Below are 14718 nucleotides of genomic sequence, written 5' to 3'. Positions count from 1 at the left end.
GCATGCCAGCCTCCACCCAGCAGGCAGCTTGAATCAGATCCAACCCCTCAAGGGAATCCCATTTCCGATTCAAAAACTAAATGACACGCTCTAGAGCGCTTCCAGGCGAAGCGGAAACCGGTTGGCCGTCCGAAAACGCTTCGAAACAATAACGTAGACCCGCTTTCCGCGATCCCGAGAAAAGCGGAACGGATCGAAGATTCCGAGCGGAGGGAGCGATTCATCGTGTTGCAAGAGCCGACGTGACACGAAAATAAACCGGACGAATGGCTTCAGCCCTGATCTTCTATGGAAAATGAGGAGACGTTGGCCGATCGAACAGCATGCGACCGGCCTGTTCCACATGGTCGGGGCTCAAGAAAGCATGCTGGGCCACTACGTTGACGTCGCGCAAATGACGTTGGAGCGGATGATCGAGGAAAATGGCCGTTGTTCCCGCAAGCCGAAATGCCGTTGCCACCGCGCTCGCCGCATCGTCGGTCGCCTGAATCGCCGCCATCCGGAGATTGAGATTGGCCGGGCGAGACAAAGCCCCCTTCGAGGCCACCTCATTCCAGGCCCTATCCGCTTCGGTGACGAGGTAGCGTTCGGAGGCGCGGAGACGATAGTCGCTGCGCGCCATTTCAATCTGCGCAATCGCGCGCTCAGCGAGAGGTGATCCTCCGGCCAGGGAGACTTTGCCCTTCGCGAGGGAATAGAGCTCGGCAAGTGCGTCCTGCGCAATACCGACGGCGACCGCCGCAAACGTCAACGCAGCGAGCGTCACCGGGGGAAACAGATAGATCGGTTCCAGATAGGCCGGATCGGCGCCACGCAGGAAGGTCCGGTCAAGCGGAACGCGTGCGCCCTTCACCATCACGTCATGACTTCCGGTCGCGACAAGTCCCACCACGTCCCAGTTCGGCACAATGGTGACCTGCCTCGGGTCCAGAAGCGCGACGCGAGGAACCGGCTTGCCCAGTTGTCGTTCATCGTCCTCCAAGAGGAGGCCGACCCCAATTGAATCGGCATGCAGCGATCCGCTCGCGAACTTCCACCGACCGGAAATTTCCACGTCTCCATCGACCAGCCGGGCTTTTTGAAGCGGAAACAGCGCACCGGCGCTGATGATATCGGGGCCGTCACGATAAAAAGCCTCCAAGCCTTCCCTTGAGAGTGCCCCGAGAAAGGAAGCCATCTGGGGGCCAAATGTGGCCGCCCACCCGACAGATCCGTCGGCCGCCGCAATTCGCTCCAGCATCCTCAACAGCTCGGGCAACGACGCGCCGTCACCGCCGAACCGCTGAGGAACGGCTGCGCGATAAACTCCCGCGCTCTTCATCATGGCCACGATATCGTCCGGGATGCGCGCATCCGCTTCGATCTGTTTGCGGTACCGCCGAATCGCGTCGGTCAAGGCGACGAACGCCTCCGAACCTTCGCCGTCATGGTTGGCATCCTTGGCAGCACCCGAACTCGCAGCGAGAGTCATGGCCTGGTTCCTCCCATAGGCGCCGGCAGCCTCGCCGGGCAAAAAAGCTATCGATTTTTCAGGAATCGGGGCGACGGTGAGCGCAGACCAGAACATCGGATGCTTCGGACTTTTCGCCCGATGCCCATGTCGCACCGTTCTCTTCTGTTGCGCCAATCAGTCTCGACGCGCCGCCGGTCGCGCGAGGCCCAAATGGTCGCGCAACATTTGCCCCTCGTATTCAGTCCGAAAAAGACCGCGTTTCTGAAGCTCAGGCACGACTTTGTCGACGAAGCCCTCGAGGCTGGACGGCATCTTCGGCAGCATCAGATTGAAGCCGTCGGCAGCACCGCCCTCGAGCCAATCCTGCATGACGTTTGCGACGGTCTCAGGCGTTCCCTTGACGAAGAAATGGCCGCGCGACACCGCAACCAGGCGACACACCTGACGGATCGTGAGATCATCCTTGCGCGCCAAGTCCATGATCACCTGACGGCGCCACTGTTGTCCCTCCGTCTCCGGAAGCTCCGGGAAGGGATCATCCAGATCGTGCTTCGTCATATCGATCGGGAAGCCGTATCCGGCGAGCATGGATAAGCCGTTGCGCGGATCGACATAGCGCTGCATCTCTTCGAACGTGCGATCCGCCTCTTCCTCCGTCTCTGCGATGACCGGGAAAATACCCGGCATCACTTTCACCGTATCCGGATCACGACCGGCGGCACGGGCTCGGGCTTTGACGTCAGCGTAAAAGCTCTGCGCCGACTCCAGAGTTGTCTGAACCGTAAAGATGATGTCGGCGAATTTCGCCGCCAACGTCTTGCCGGCATCGGAAGACCCGGCCTGCACCAGCACCGGATGACCCTGAGGCGGCCGGGATATATTAAGCGGCCCCTTCACCGAATAGGTTTCACCGGTGTGCTCGGGCACATGCAGATGGTTCAAGTCGAGATATTGTCCGCTTTCCTTGTCGCAGACGAGAGCCTCATCGTCCCAGCTGTCCCAGAGCTCACATGCCAGTTGCACATATTCATCGGCCACGCGGTACCGGTCGGCATGGAGCGGCTGCGTGTCCATTCCGAAATTCGCGGCGATATGGGTCTGGAAAGAGGTCACGATGTTCCACCCCGCCCGACCGCGGCTGATATGGTCAAGCGACGCCAGCTTTCTCGCAACATGAAAGGGGGCGTTATAGGTTGTCGACGCGGAGGCGACGAGCCCGATCTTGTCCGTCACCATGGCAAGAGCCGATAGCAGCGTGAACGGCTCCAGGAACAAGGCCCCCGGATCGCGGCTAAGCGCTTCGAGATCCGGCTGCCACAGACCGTCCGCATCCGCCAAAAAAATCAGGTCGAACTTTCCTCGCTCCGCAGTTCGGGCGATATCGGCAAGAAAGCCCATATCTTTCCAGCCGGCCGGCTCGACGCCAGGCAAGCGCCATGCGGACAGATGATGGCCGGCGGGCAGCAGGAACATGCCGAGGTGCATCTTTTTCTTCTTGTCTGCCATGTTTCTCTCCAGGATCTGCGTTCAATCGACGTGCGCAAGCGCGCCGCCTCACACGAACAACAAGGTCATTTGCGGGAAAGCGATCAGAGCGGCGAGAATTGCCAGCTCGCACAAAAGGAACCAGCTCACGCCCTTGAAGATGACGGATATGGGAATATCAGGATTGAGGGTCTTGACTGCGAATACGTTCATACCGACGGGCGGCGTCATCAGTCCGATCTCCACGAACTTGACGACGAGAACACCAAGCCAGATCAGGTTCACATCGAGAGCCTGATACATCGGAATGATGATCGGCAACGTGAGGAAGATCATCCCGAGCGGATCCAGGAGACAGCCCAGGATCAGATAAAGCACCGCCGTCGCGAGGATCAGGAGCAGCGGATCGACCGACCACTGAAGCATGATGTCCGTGAGAAAGGCCGGAACGCCGCAGAACGACAAAAGACGTGTGAGCAAGACGGCGCCGACGGCAATGAAGAAGATGGCAGCCGTGTTGATCAGGGAATCCAGCAGGCTGTCGTACAGGATCTTCCAGGTGAGGGTGCGGCGGGCCAACGCGATCAACAGCGCCGTGACTGTGCCCAGCGCGCCGGCTTCCGTCGCGGTTGCGACACCGGTGTAGATGCTGCCAATGACCGCCAGGATGAGCAGCGGAAGCGGCCATATCTCGGCGAGCGCCCGCCATTTCTCGTTCGGGTCTTCGGTCGTATCCGGTGCCGGCGCAAGGCTCGGATTGGCCCGGCATCGCACGACGATCATCAGCGAATAGACCGCGGCGGTGAGCACACCCGGCACAATGCCCGCGAGAAAGAGCTTGGGGATCGAAACTTCGGCAAAAATGCCGAAAATCACCATCAACACGCTCGGCGGGATCATCGATCCCAGCGTGCCGGCAGCCGCGACGACGCCCGTCGCCAACCCCGGATCGTAGCCATACCGACGCATTTCCGGAACGGTCAGGCGGCACATGGCGATCGTCGTCGCCAGGCTCGACCCGGAAGCTGCACCGAAACCCGCGCACGCATAGTTCGTCGCCACGGCGAGACCGCCCGGAAGAAAGCCCAGCCAAAGCCTGCCCGCCCGGAACAGCGACTGCGTCATGCCGGAGTGGAACGCCACCGTGCCCATCAGAATGAACATCGGTATCGCGGAGAACTCCCAATTCGCCGCTAGCTCGTAGGGCGCTGTCTTGAGCATCGCGAGCGCGACCGGCGGCCCCGCGACGATCGCGATCCCAACGAGGGCACAGAGCCCGAGCGCCAGGCCGATCGGAACGCCATACGCAATCAGTCCGATGGAAACGGCGATGGCAACGAGACCGATTGCAACGTCAGGCATTGAGAAGGAATCCGCCGCGATCGCGCGCCTGGCAACCTGCCGGAGCAGGGAAAACTGGCATGGGAATCAGCCCGCTGTTCACGAAAGGGTTTCCTCGTCCTCGCGAGACCAACCGAGCAGCCTTGCCAAGGAGCCGGCGGCCAAGACGAGCGACATGACGCCCCCGAGGGCGGCTCCGATCGGTAGGAACCAGCGCGACGGCCAGACCGAGAACATCCCGGACGCTGTCGGCACCGCTTCGCCGTAGGACATCGCGCTCATCGCTTGGGAATAGGTTTGCGCGCACATCAGCAGGAGATAGGCCGCGAGCCCAATCTGGATCATCAGTTCGGCAACCAACTTATGACGATGGGAAAACTGGCCGATGAACAGGTCAGCACGCAGGTGACCGTTGCGCTGCGCAAGTAATGCAAGCGGAAAGAACGTAATTCCGACCATGTAGTAGTAAGTGACCGTTTCCAGCGTGCCATCGATTTCCTTCCCGGTGAACCACCGCATGCCGATGCTCAGGAAGATATGAACGGCCATGACCAGGAGCAGCCCCATGCCGATCAAGGCAAAAAGGTCCACCAGGCGATCGAGTGCGAAGAGAAGTCCCCTGCGCATGAAACGGGATCCTCGTATCGAAGCTTACGAACCGATTGACCGAAGCGAGAGCCGTTCCGCCGTCCGCTAAAGAGCAGAACGGCTCTCTCTTCTTGTGCTGGCGCGTTTCCGGACGGGAGGCACGTTTCTCCACGGCGTCCGGAACACAGTCCATCGCGACAAGTGCTTCATCGCGACGGGAAGGTAAACTCAGTTCGTCATCTTGCTGAAGATCTCGTCCCAGAGCGCTTTCTTGTACGCATCGACGTCACCTTTCGTCTCAGTGACGATCTTGGCCCATTTGTCCAAGTTCGCCTGATAGGCTTCCACCGCAGCGCGCGCGTTCTTGGCGCCGAGCGCTTCGGAGTCGGCAATCACCTTCTCCGTCTCAGCCTCAATGAAGGCCTGCCAGCTCTGGACGAAGTCGTCGGAGAGCTCCACCGTCTGGACGCCATCGGCAACCGCCTTCTCCAGTGCCGGTCCCGACTGGTTGTTGAACGTCAGCGTCACGTCGGTCACCGCTTCGGGAATCGCACGAAGGATCGCTTCCTTTTCCGCGGGATCCAGACCGTTCCACGTGTTTCGATTGAACGTGAAAAGCCCGGCTGTCGCGAGCGTGCCAAAATGGCGCGTCGTCACGATCGACTTCATCACCTCAGACAGGCCGCTGGTGCCGAGATAATATTCAATCGACAAGATACAGTCGAGCTGACCACGCTCCAATGCCGGCAAAATATCGGCAAACGGCATGTTCACAATGGTCATGCCAAAATGCCGCGCAACATCAGCGTAGTAAGCGGAGGTCGCGCGAAACCGCAATCCTTGAAGATCCCCTACCGAATTGATCTCGCGGTTGCAGGTTAGATAGTATGGAGCCGTCGCATGCCCGCCCAGAATGACGATGTTGTTGCGCTTGGCTTCCTCTTCGCAGTCCGGGCAATCGACCAACACCGTTTCGAGATTGGCGGCCAGCGCGACCAGCGGATCCTGATTGAGGCCCTGCAGGCCGGCAAAAATCGAATTGTACGGCAATTCCTTCGGACGCCCCGCCGCGTAGACGAAGCCCGAATTCACAATCCCGTTGCGAATAGAGCTCAAGGTTTCCGGCTCGGTTGCCATCTGCCCGGCATAGAAAATCTTGCCGGTCAGCTCACCGTCGGTGGCCTCCTTCACGCTTTCGAAGAAGGGCACAACCCCTTGCTCGTTTGCCACGTCGGTGGACGGCAGCCAGGAATTATAGGTCAGTTCTTCTGCCGCCGCGCCACTTGCCGCGGCCGAAAGCGCTAAACCAGCCGCAAACCCAAGACATAGAAGTGATACTCTAGCCACATAATCCTCCCATAGTGGATTCGTTATTTTTGGCGACCTGATATCGATTAGGCTGGGATCTTCTTCACCTCCCCTTCGGTCAAAGTCCCAACATAGAGGCCGAACTGATCTTGAATACGCTCGTTAAAATAGCGAGCGATAATGTGCCGTTCTTCGGGATGAGTCGGCAGCGCAGCCCAGGGGATATCGGAAAACGCGAACAGCCTGGCGTCCGGATGGCCCATCGTCGGACCGTTTTCGATCTTTCCGCGAAAGCAAACGTGAATGACGTTGTATTTCGGGTCTTCAGCGACCGTGTAGAGAAAATTGATCGTCGCATCGACGCCTATGTCCGCGAGCATACCGAGCAAAGTCCCTTTCTCCCGGCCGCTCTTGCCCAGCAGCGAGGCGCGCGGAAGGCGCCACATATCACCATCCCTGATCAGCAGGAGACGACCTTCCTTCTCAAACAGTCCGGCGACGACGCGCTTTTCGTCGTCCGCCTTGTCGACCGCCTGTTCCCCCGGAGCGAAAGTGACATAATTTCCAGAGTGATAACCAAGCGGCGTCTGCGGTGAGTGCGCGAAATCGACCACTCTCCCGATCAGGATAACATGGTCGCCAGCATCCACCCGATCATGAAGACGGCAGTCGAGCCAAGCGGCAGCATCGCTGAGAATTGGGCTGCCGGTCGTTGCGGTCCGCCAGTCTCCATGGGCAAACTTGTCGACCGCCTTGGATGCGAACGCGCCGGAAACGTCGCTTTGTTTCTCTCCGAGGATGTTGACGGCAAAATGCTCGGTTTCGGAGAAGACCGGAAAGCTCGACGCAGACTTCCCGAGGCAGACCAAAATCAGGGGCGGGTCCAGCGACACGGATGTGAAGGAGTTCGCCGTGAAGCCTCGTTGGATCCCCTCTTTGGTGCACGTGGTTACGATCGTTACTCCGGTCAGAAAGCACCCAAGCGCTTGTCGAAATTCGTTCGTGTCTAAGATGGTCATGATCCTCTCCCTTGCTTCCTCGCCGGCTGGATTTTTCTTCACGGTCCGGGATTGGAGTTGTCATGGTGGATGGCATCGATGCCGGAGAGCACCTCGGGCGATAGATCGACCTGACAGGCGGCAATATCCTCCACCAACTGCTCCATCCGGCTAGCCCCGAGGATCGTCGCGGTGGCGAACGGCCGAGTGGCGGTGAACGCAAGGGCAAGTTCCGTCAGGGTCAACCCGTGCTTTCGCGCGAGCGCGGCATAGTCGCCGGTAGCACGCACCGCAGCCGGCCGTGTGTAGCGTGGATGCGGATAGCGGGTGAGCCGAGCGTCGGCGGGCAACTCATCGGCCAGATATTTGCCGGTGAGACCACCCATGGCGAGGGGGGAGTAGGCCAGGAGCCCACAGTCCTCGCGGTGAGCGAATTCGGCCAAGCCGATCTCGAAGGTGCGGCACAGCAAATTGTAGGCGTTCTGGATCGAGACGATCCGCGGCAAGTTCGCCTCGTCGCTCGCTTGGAGATATTGCGCCACACCCCAAGGCGTCTCATTGCTGACGCCGACCACACGGACTTTGCCCTCGTCCACCAGCTCGCCGAGCACGGCGAGCGTCTCTTCGATCTGGACAACCTGTTCGTCGGTTTCGTGGATGTAGCCGAGCTTCTTGAGCGAATTCGTGGGCCGATCCGGCCAGTGCGGTTGGAAGAGATCAACGTAGTCCGTTCCAAGCCGCTTCAAGCTGCCCTCGATCCCGGCCCTGATATTGGCGGCGTCGAGATGGGTGTGACCTTCGCGGATATAGGCGAGCGTGGAGGTCGGCCCGATGACCTCGCGGGGTGGAGGCCCCACAACCTTCGTCGAAATCACGAGTTGGTCACGCGGGATACCCGACTGCTTCAGCCAACGGCCAACGATCTCCTCCGTCAGCCCCATCGTGCCGGGCCGCAAGGGCACCGGATACATCTCAGCCGTGTCGATGAAATTGATGCCCTGATCGACCGCACACGACAATTGCGCATGGGCATCGCTCTCGTCGGTCAGCTCTCCGAACATCATCGTGCCCAGACAAATACGGCTGACCTTGATATCCGTGCGCCCTAACATCGAGTACTGCATGTCTTCTCCGTTACCTCGCTCCAAAGACCTGCCCGGTAGGCTGTTAAGGAGACGGGTTTGAGATATCGGCGTGGATCGCCTCGATGCCGCCGATCAGTTCGTCCGATAGCTGCGTATCCCAGTGGGCGAGATTGTGTTCGAGCTGGCTCACCGTGGTCGCCGCGAGCAAAGCTGAGGTGACGAAGGGACGGGACGTGACGAACCCGATCGCCATTCCCGCCGGATCGACGCCGTGCGCATACGCCAAAGCGACATAGGCTTGGCTCGCGCGAACCGCTGCGGGGCTCGTATATCTCGGGTGCGGATGCAAGGTCAGGCGCGCGGCAGAGGGCATCAGGCCGCCCGCGTACTTTCCCGTCAGCATGCCCATGCCGAGAAGCTGGTAGGCGATCAACCCAACACCGTCGCGATGACTGAACTCCCCAAGGGCGACCTCAAACGATCGATTGAGAAGGCTGTAGGCGTTTTGCACCGACGCGATCCGCGCCAGATCGCTGTGCTCAGCGAGCCTCAGATATTGCCACAGTCCCCATGCCGTCTCGTTGCTCACGCCGATCGCCCGGGCTTTCCCCTCGACGACGAGCTCGGATAGAGCCTCCAAAGTCTCGGCGATGGAGACCGCGTGCTCCGTGGGATCATGGCGATAGCCGAGTTGCATCAGCGCATTGGTCGTCCGTGCCGGCCAATGCACCTGATAGAGGTCGACATAGTCGGTCTGCAGCCGGCGCAGGCTACCTTCAAGCGCTGCGCGGACCGACGTTCGATCGAGAGAATTTTGCCCATCGCGAATGTGCTTTGTGTAAGGCGCGTCTCCCACCACCTTGGTCGCGAGCACGACGTCCGCGCGCCGTCCGCTGGCGCGCAGCCAATTTCCTATGAACGTTTCCGTAAGACCTTGCGTCTGTGGATCCGGCGCAGGTACCGGATACATCTCACCGGTGTCGATCAGGTTCACGCCATGGTCCACCGCACAGGCGAGTTGTGCCTGCGCAACAGCTTCGTCGGTCTGCTTGCCGAAGGTCATCGTGCCGAGACCCACGCGACTGACGCGAAGATCGGAACGCCCGAGCGCCACATGGTCCATGGTCACCGTCCCTCCCCCTCGCGGCCTCTAGCGGAGGGTCCCGCCGCTCCCCGGCTCATCGCGCCCCTCCGACGGATCCGGAGAGCGACGGTCCCGTCCGATTGGCGTGCAGCACGCCGCGCGACATGAATTTGTGGGTGATTTCCTCGACCAACTTGGAGAAAACCGGATCGCTCCGCCCATCGAGGCCGCGCGGCCGCGCCATGCCGACATCAAGGATCGTGTCGATTTCTCCGGGCCTCGGCGTCATCACCACAACCCGGTCCGCGAGCAGAACCGCTTCGTCGATCGAATGCGTGATGAAGAGAACCGACATTCTGTTCTCCATCCACAACGTCTCAAGGTCGATACGGACCTGCTCTCGTGTCAAAGCATCGAGAGCTCCGAACGGCTCGTCCATCAGCAGCACGCTCGGGTCATGGATCAGCGCCCGCGCGATACACGCCCGTTGCTGCATGCCGCCGGATAGCTCGTAGGGCATATTTCCCGCGAAGTCGGCGAGCCCGACCGCATCGAGCAGACGTCTCGCCTTTTCCGTGTGCTGCTTCGGGGGCACGCCCCGAAGCTCCATCTGCAGCAGCACGTTGCCGAGGATGCTGCGCCAAGGAACAAGGTTCGCCTTCTGAAAGACGATCCCCGTATCATGGCGAGGCGCATCAATGATCGCGTCGCCATATCGAATCGTTCCCGTCGACGGCCGCAAGAGGCCTGCGATGAGCCGCATCAAGGTGCTCTTGCCGCAGCCCGACGGCCCCACGACCGCGACGAATTCACCCGCACCGATCTCCAGATCGATGTCACTCAGGGCACGAACTTCCGTCGCCCCCCGCGCGAAAACCTTCGAGACCGAGTCGACTGCGATCGTGGGACTGTCCGTCATCGTCGAACTCACTGGGTGAATTCGTTCGTGTAGAAGTCCGTCGTCGACATCTCCGTCTGCAAGCCGAGATATTGCTTGAGGAGCTGCAGCGTCGTCGCCCAATCCTCTTCCGACGCCACTCCGATCGGGGTCCCCTCGGTATTGGCCGATTCCAGATGGTCGAGCGCAACGGCAAGCTGCTTCGACATCAGTTCGCTGTCGAGCTCGGGCTTGACTGCAACCGCTGCGGCGACGGCGGCGTCAGGGTCCTCGATAGCCGCTTCCAGCGACTTGCGCGTGGCCGCGACGAACCGGCGGACGAGATCAGGATCTTCCTCGATCGTATCGACGTTCGCGACAATCGTCAGCGCGACGAGGGGCACCCCGAGATCGTTGTAGGAGAAGGCTCGGCCCTCAACACCGTTCTCCTCCATCTGGATGAGCTGACTGTCGACCGACCCGGTCAACGCGTCCGCGCGCTTTTCCAATACCGACACCAGCTTGCCCGCGGGATCGACAAACACCTTGCGAACGCTGTCCTCGTCGAGACCGGCGGCGCTCATAACCGCAGGCAGAAGCTGCGTACCGGAATCCCCGGCCGTCAGCGCCAGCGTCTTTCCCTTCATGTCCTGGATCGTCTCGATGCCGGAGTCCGCCCGGACGATGATGGCGAGCGTGCTCTGGTTCATGAAAGACATCACCGTGCGAATGGGAATGCCCTTGCTGATGCTGATCATCGCGGTCGCGGCGTCCATCACGCCGAAAGTGTCGCTTCCCGCGCCAACGGATTGCGCGACCGCCCCACCACCGCGGCCTTCCCCAATGGTGAGGTCAATGTCCTCATCCGCGTAATAGCCACGCTCCAGGCCCAGATAGAATGGTGCGTGCACACCTTGAATCTGCCAGTTCAGCCGCAACGACACGTCGTCAGCGGCCATGGCCGCACTGGTCAACACCGACAGCACCGCACCCGCGGCGATCCATTTCTTCAACATTGTTTTCCTCCCTTGATTTTCTGTTCTTTTGAGCAAAATCGGCAAATGAGCATATGCCAATTCTAATGTGCGTCGCCCCGTGACTTTACGTGCCAGGGGATCATCAGCTTTTCGGCGACTTCCACCAAGTAAAAGACCGCCACGCCGATCAGGCCGAGCACGAAGATGACGGCAAACACCATCGAAGTGCGGAGCTCGCCGTTGTAGGTCAGGAGAAGATATCCAAGCCCGGAATCTGACGTGACGAACTCCGCGACGATCGCCGCGGTGCACGCCATCGCGGCGGCGACCTTCAATCCCGTAAAGATCTCCGGAAGCGCAGACGGAAAGCGGATCTTCGCGAACGTTCGAAACGAGCCCGCGCCGCTTGAACGCGCCAGTTCGATCAGGTCCGGATCGGCCGACTTGAAGCCCGCGACAGCGCTCACCACGACAGGAAAGAAGGTCAACAGAAAGACAATTAAGACTTTTGGCAGCAAACCGAACCCGAACCAGATAATAAATAGCGGTGCAATCGCGATCTTTGGAATTATTTGAAAGAACACGATCGCTGGATAGATAGTTCGTTCAAAAAATCTGGAAAACGTCACCAGCATTGCCAACGGGATCGCAAACACGATCCCGAGGCCGAAGCCGATGAAAATATTGGCCGCCGTGTAGAAAGAGTGTTGAAGCACGCGCTGCCAGTTATCGGCCAGATCCGAAAAGATCATCAGCGGCGGCGGCAACAGGTAAGCCGGCAATTCCACGAGATGGACCGCCGTTTCCCACATGGCGAGAAGCAGAACCCCTCCGCCGAGTCCCATGGCGAGGGAGACGGCGCGGTGATTGCTGTATCCGGACATCGAGAAGGATTTCACCTGCGAACCCCGCAAAAAGTACTCAGAAGATCAGACGTAGGTCGACGCGAGGCCGCCATCGATCGGCAGGTTGACGCCGCTCACCCAGCGCGCCTCGTCCGAAAGCAGAAAAGACACCACCGGAGCGATTTCATCGGCATAGCCGGGTCGCTTCATCTTTGCCGCATCCGCTTCGACGCGGTCCGCGCCGACCATGATCACGAAATCATCAAGGATCGGCGTGAAGACAGGTCCGGGAGCAATACTGTTCATTCGGATATCTTTCTCAAGAAACCAAGCCTGAGATTTGATGTAAGTCCAAACGATCAGCGCCTCCTTGAAGTATTGATAACAGGTCTCTTGCGGAACCGGATTCGCTTCCAGCCAGGCCCAGCCGGATGCGAAATCGTTCGTCGCAGCGAGCGCTTTGTGCCGATCGAGCCGAGTTTGCCACTCGCCGCCAAGGATGGACGCGAAATTGATGATCCCGGCGCCCGGCACGAGCCGGTCGACAACCGCTTCGGTCAGATGGCGAAGGCCGAGATAGTTGATCTTGGCGACATCGTCTTTAGGCGAGGTCCCCGGGATGCCGGCAGCGTTACATAGACCCTCGAACCGATCTGGCAGCTCTTTGACAGCAGCATCGATCGAAGCAGGATTGCCCATGTCGACCTCGACGAACCCGTCCACCGATATCATCGGAGGATTGCGGTCCATACCAATGACCTGCGCGCCTTCAAAGCGCACAAGTCGTGCGACTTCCGCCCCCATCCCTGACGACACCCCGGTGATGACGATTGTCTTGCCGTTTAGCTTCATCACTTTTTCTCTTTTCCCATACCCAACTTTTGGAAATTGAAACCCAGCCACTGCAGGTGACTCAGCCTACCCCAGCCCAATCGGCAGCTATGCGAATTAGCTTATTCGGCCAATACACCTTATATACACACCTATAAAGGTGATATTATTCTACTTTAGCGGAAAATACATAATATTTCCTAAGAAAAGCACTCTAAAGATCTACTTATATTTAATTTGAGCGGGGCTCGCTGCCTCAAAACGGGTATAACCCAGCAGAATCCTTGACCGTGACCCACTGCCATTGGGTGAATTCTTCCCAGTTGGCTGGCCCACTGATGCGCCCACCGTTGCCTGACTTTCCGCATCCGCCGAACGGAGCGAACGGACCGGCCATGACCGTCTGGTCGTTGATGTGGAGGTGCCCAACGTTCAACCGGTTGCCGACTGCAAGCGCGCGATTGAGAGAGGATGAGATCACGCCGGCCGCGAGGCCGTAGTCCGATCGGTTCGCCAGATCGACCGCGTCTTCGTCAGTTGCAAATGCCGCCACGACGGCAACGGGCCCAAAGATTTCCTCGTCGAAGGCAGGCATGCCGGGCCGTACGTCCGCCAACACGGTTGCTGCATAAAAACGGCCGTCATGTCGCCCGCCAGTCACGAGCCTCGCACCTTGTGCGACACTCTCGTCGACAATCCGTTGAATGCGGTCCACTTGACGATCGTTGATGATCGGGCCCAGCGCGACCTGACCGCTCATCGGGTCGCCCGCCGGCAGTTGCCGGGCCTTGGCCGCAAGCTTCTCCACAAAGGTCTGGGCAATCGCCTCCTGAACCAGCACGAGGCCGGTCGCCATGCAGATCTGACCCTGATGAAGGTAGCATCCCCAGGCCGCATTGGAGACAGCTGTATCGAGGTCCGCGTCGTCGAGCACGACCAAGGCATTCTTGCCGCCGAGCTCCAACTGCACCTTCTTGATGTGCCGCCCGCACAGTTCGCCGACCTTCGCGCCGATTTCCGCCGAACCGGTAAACGACACCATGGCAATGTTCGGGTCCGTGCACATCGCCTCGCCGGCATCCGCACCGCCCGAGATCACGGAGAGCACGCCTGCGGGAAGCCCAGCTTCCTCGAAGATCCGGGCGATAGTCACGCCACCGGAAATCGGTGTACGGGGATCCGGCTTCAGCACGACGGCGTTTCCGACGGCGAGCGCCGGCGCCACGGCACGGATGGACAGGATCAATGGAAAATTGAACGGAGAGATAACCCCCACAACCCCGTGAGGCACGCGGCGCGCGATGCTGAACCGGCCGTCGTCGGAGGGTATCGTGTGCCCGTTGGGCTCTGTCGCCATTGCGGCGGCATGACGGATGAAGCCCGCGCTATGCTCGATCTCGACAGCCGCTTTCGGCTGGATCGACCCGGATTCGCGCATGATCCACGCAATGAGTTCTTCGCCGTGCTCTTCGAGCAGATCGGCCGCTTTCGAGAGGATCTTGCCACGTTGGGCCGCAGGCAAGGCGGCCCATTCCGCCTGCGCGGCACTCGCCCGGCCAGCCGCCGCTCCAACATCGGTCGGGGTCGCCATCGCAACTGTCGCGATAACGTCGTCGGTTGCAGGATTGCGAATGTCGTGCGTTCCGCCACTCAGCGATTGCCAGCCATCGATCAATCCTTTGCCATTCCATCGGGCCTGATCGAGAAAGCTGGGCACTTGGACATTCATCGCGTTTCCTCCTCAAGGCGCCCGATCCTTGTCGAGACGCACGGATCCGAACCGGCGGGAGGAGATCGCAGGCGAACGGGCACGCGTCCGCCGTCGAACGGTCGCACAGCGACCCGT

At 59.9% G+C, this 14718-nt stretch carries 13 protein-coding genes; all 13 read right to left on the bottom strand.

Annotation, left to right across the window (positions count from 1 at the left end; translation table 11 throughout):
• Positions 1 to 286: 286 nt before the first annotated feature.
• The 13 genes from HNS03_RS16345 to HNS03_RS16285 all read right to left on the bottom strand — a co-directional run bounded on the left by HNS03_RS16345 (position 287) and on the right by HNS03_RS16285 (position 14589).
• Entirely contained in the window at positions 287 to 1471 is a 1185-nt protein-coding gene (locus HNS03_RS16345; protein ID WP_367196763.1) for an acyl-CoA dehydrogenase family protein, read from the bottom strand.
• A gap of 156 nt (positions 1472 to 1627) precedes the next feature.
• On the bottom strand, positions 1628 to 2959 hold the full coding sequence (locus HNS03_RS16340; protein ID WP_367196761.1) for an LLM class flavin-dependent oxidoreductase: 1332 nt from the start codon (positions 2957 to 2959) through the stop codon (positions 1628 to 1630).
• A 48-nt stretch (positions 2960 to 3007) separates the two neighbouring features.
• Positions 3008 to 4300: a TRAP transporter large permease gene (locus tag HNS03_RS16335; protein ID WP_367196759.1), complete on the bottom strand. Its 1293-nt coding sequence runs from the start codon at positions 4298 to 4300 to the stop codon at positions 3008 to 3010.
• Between the two features lie 78 nt (positions 4301 to 4378).
• Positions 4379 to 4906, bottom strand: coding sequence for a TRAP transporter small permease subunit (locus HNS03_RS16330; RefSeq protein ID WP_367196757.1), 528 nt, complete (start codon positions 4904 to 4906; stop codon positions 4379 to 4381).
• A 189-nt stretch (positions 4907 to 5095) separates the two neighbouring features.
• The gene (locus HNS03_RS16325) at positions 5096 to 6214 is read right to left on the bottom strand and encodes a C4-dicarboxylate TRAP transporter substrate-binding protein (RefSeq protein WP_367196756.1); all 1119 of its coding nucleotides are present in this window, start codon (positions 6212 to 6214) and stop codon (positions 5096 to 5098) included.
• 47 nt (positions 6215 to 6261) lie between these two features.
• Positions 6262 to 7194: a flavin reductase gene (locus HNS03_RS16320; protein WP_367196754.1), complete on the bottom strand. Its 933-nt coding sequence runs from the start codon at positions 7192 to 7194 to the stop codon at positions 6262 to 6264.
• A gap of 38 nt (positions 7195 to 7232) precedes the next feature.
• Entirely contained in the window at positions 7233 to 8297 is a 1065-nt protein-coding gene (locus HNS03_RS16315) for an aldo/keto reductase (RefSeq protein WP_367196752.1), read from the bottom strand.
• Positions 8298 to 8340: 43 nt separating this feature from the next.
• Complete coding sequence (locus HNS03_RS16310) at positions 8341 to 9381, bottom strand: aldo/keto reductase (RefSeq protein WP_367196775.1); 1041 nt, start codon at positions 9379 to 9381, stop codon at positions 8341 to 8343.
• Between the two features lie 55 nt (positions 9382 to 9436).
• Complete coding sequence (locus HNS03_RS16305) at positions 9437 to 10261, bottom strand: ABC transporter ATP-binding protein (protein ID WP_367196751.1); 825 nt, start codon at positions 10259 to 10261, stop codon at positions 9437 to 9439.
• 8 nt (positions 10262 to 10269) lie between these two features.
• Positions 10270 to 11235: an ABC transporter substrate-binding protein gene (locus HNS03_RS16300; RefSeq protein WP_367196749.1), complete on the bottom strand. Its 966-nt coding sequence runs from the start codon at positions 11233 to 11235 to the stop codon at positions 10270 to 10272.
• A gap of 62 nt (positions 11236 to 11297) precedes the next feature.
• Positions 11298 to 11963: an ABC transporter permease gene (locus tag HNS03_RS16295; protein ID WP_367196748.1), complete on the bottom strand. Its 666-nt coding sequence runs from the start codon at positions 11961 to 11963 to the stop codon at positions 11298 to 11300.
• A gap of 162 nt (positions 11964 to 12125) precedes the next feature.
• Complete coding sequence (locus HNS03_RS16290) at positions 12126 to 12893, bottom strand: coniferyl-alcohol dehydrogenase (protein ID WP_367196746.1); 768 nt, start codon at positions 12891 to 12893, stop codon at positions 12126 to 12128.
• 235 nt (positions 12894 to 13128) lie between these two features.
• The gene (locus HNS03_RS16285; protein WP_367196744.1) at positions 13129 to 14589 is read right to left on the bottom strand and encodes a benzaldehyde dehydrogenase; all 1461 of its coding nucleotides are present in this window, start codon (positions 14587 to 14589) and stop codon (positions 13129 to 13131) included.
• Positions 14590 to 14718 lie beyond the last annotated feature (129 nt).

It is taken from the genome of Amorphus sp. 3PC139-8 (genome assembly GCF_040750475.1).
In the GTDB taxonomy this organism is placed as follows: domain Bacteria; phylum Pseudomonadota; class Alphaproteobacteria; order Rhizobiales; family Amorphaceae; genus Amorphus.
This window is presented reverse-complemented; position numbering and strand designations above follow the sequence as displayed.

Bases quoted from the DNA above. Each gene is read 5' to 3' on its own strand.
- HNS03_RS16310 (WP_367196775.1), bottom strand. From the start codon at position 9,381: ATGGACCATGTGGCGCTCGGGCGTTCCGATCTTCGCGTCAGTCGCGTG.
- HNS03_RS16315 (WP_367196752.1), bottom strand. From the start codon at position 8,297: ATGCAGTACTCGATGTTAGGGCGCACGGATATCAAGGTCAGCCGTATT.
- HNS03_RS16290 (WP_367196746.1), bottom strand. From the start codon at position 12,893: ATGAAGCTAAACGGCAAGACAATCGTCATCACCGGGGTGTCGTCAGGG.
- HNS03_RS16320 (WP_367196754.1), bottom strand. From the start codon at position 7,194: ATGACCATCTTAGACACGAACGAATTTCGACAAGCGCTTGGGTGCTTT.
- HNS03_RS16345 (WP_367196763.1), bottom strand. From the start codon at position 1,471: ATGACTCTCGCTGCGAGTTCGGGTGCTGCCAAGGATGCCAACCATGAC.
- HNS03_RS16335 (WP_367196759.1), bottom strand. From the start codon at position 4,300: ATGCCTGACGTTGCAATCGGTCTCGTTGCCATCGCCGTTTCCATCGGA.
- HNS03_RS16340 (WP_367196761.1), bottom strand. From the start codon at position 2,959: ATGGCAGACAAGAAGAAAAAGATGCACCTCGGCATGTTCCTGCTGCCC.
- HNS03_RS16300 (WP_367196749.1), bottom strand. From the start codon at position 11,235: ATGTTGAAGAAATGGATCGCCGCGGGTGCGGTGCTGTCGGTGTTGACC.
- HNS03_RS16305 (WP_367196751.1), bottom strand. From the start codon at position 10,261: ATGACGGACAGTCCCACGATCGCAGTCGACTCGGTCTCGAAGGTTTTC.
- HNS03_RS16330 (WP_367196757.1), bottom strand. From the start codon at position 4,906: ATGCGCAGGGGACTTCTCTTCGCACTCGATCGCCTGGTGGACCTTTTT.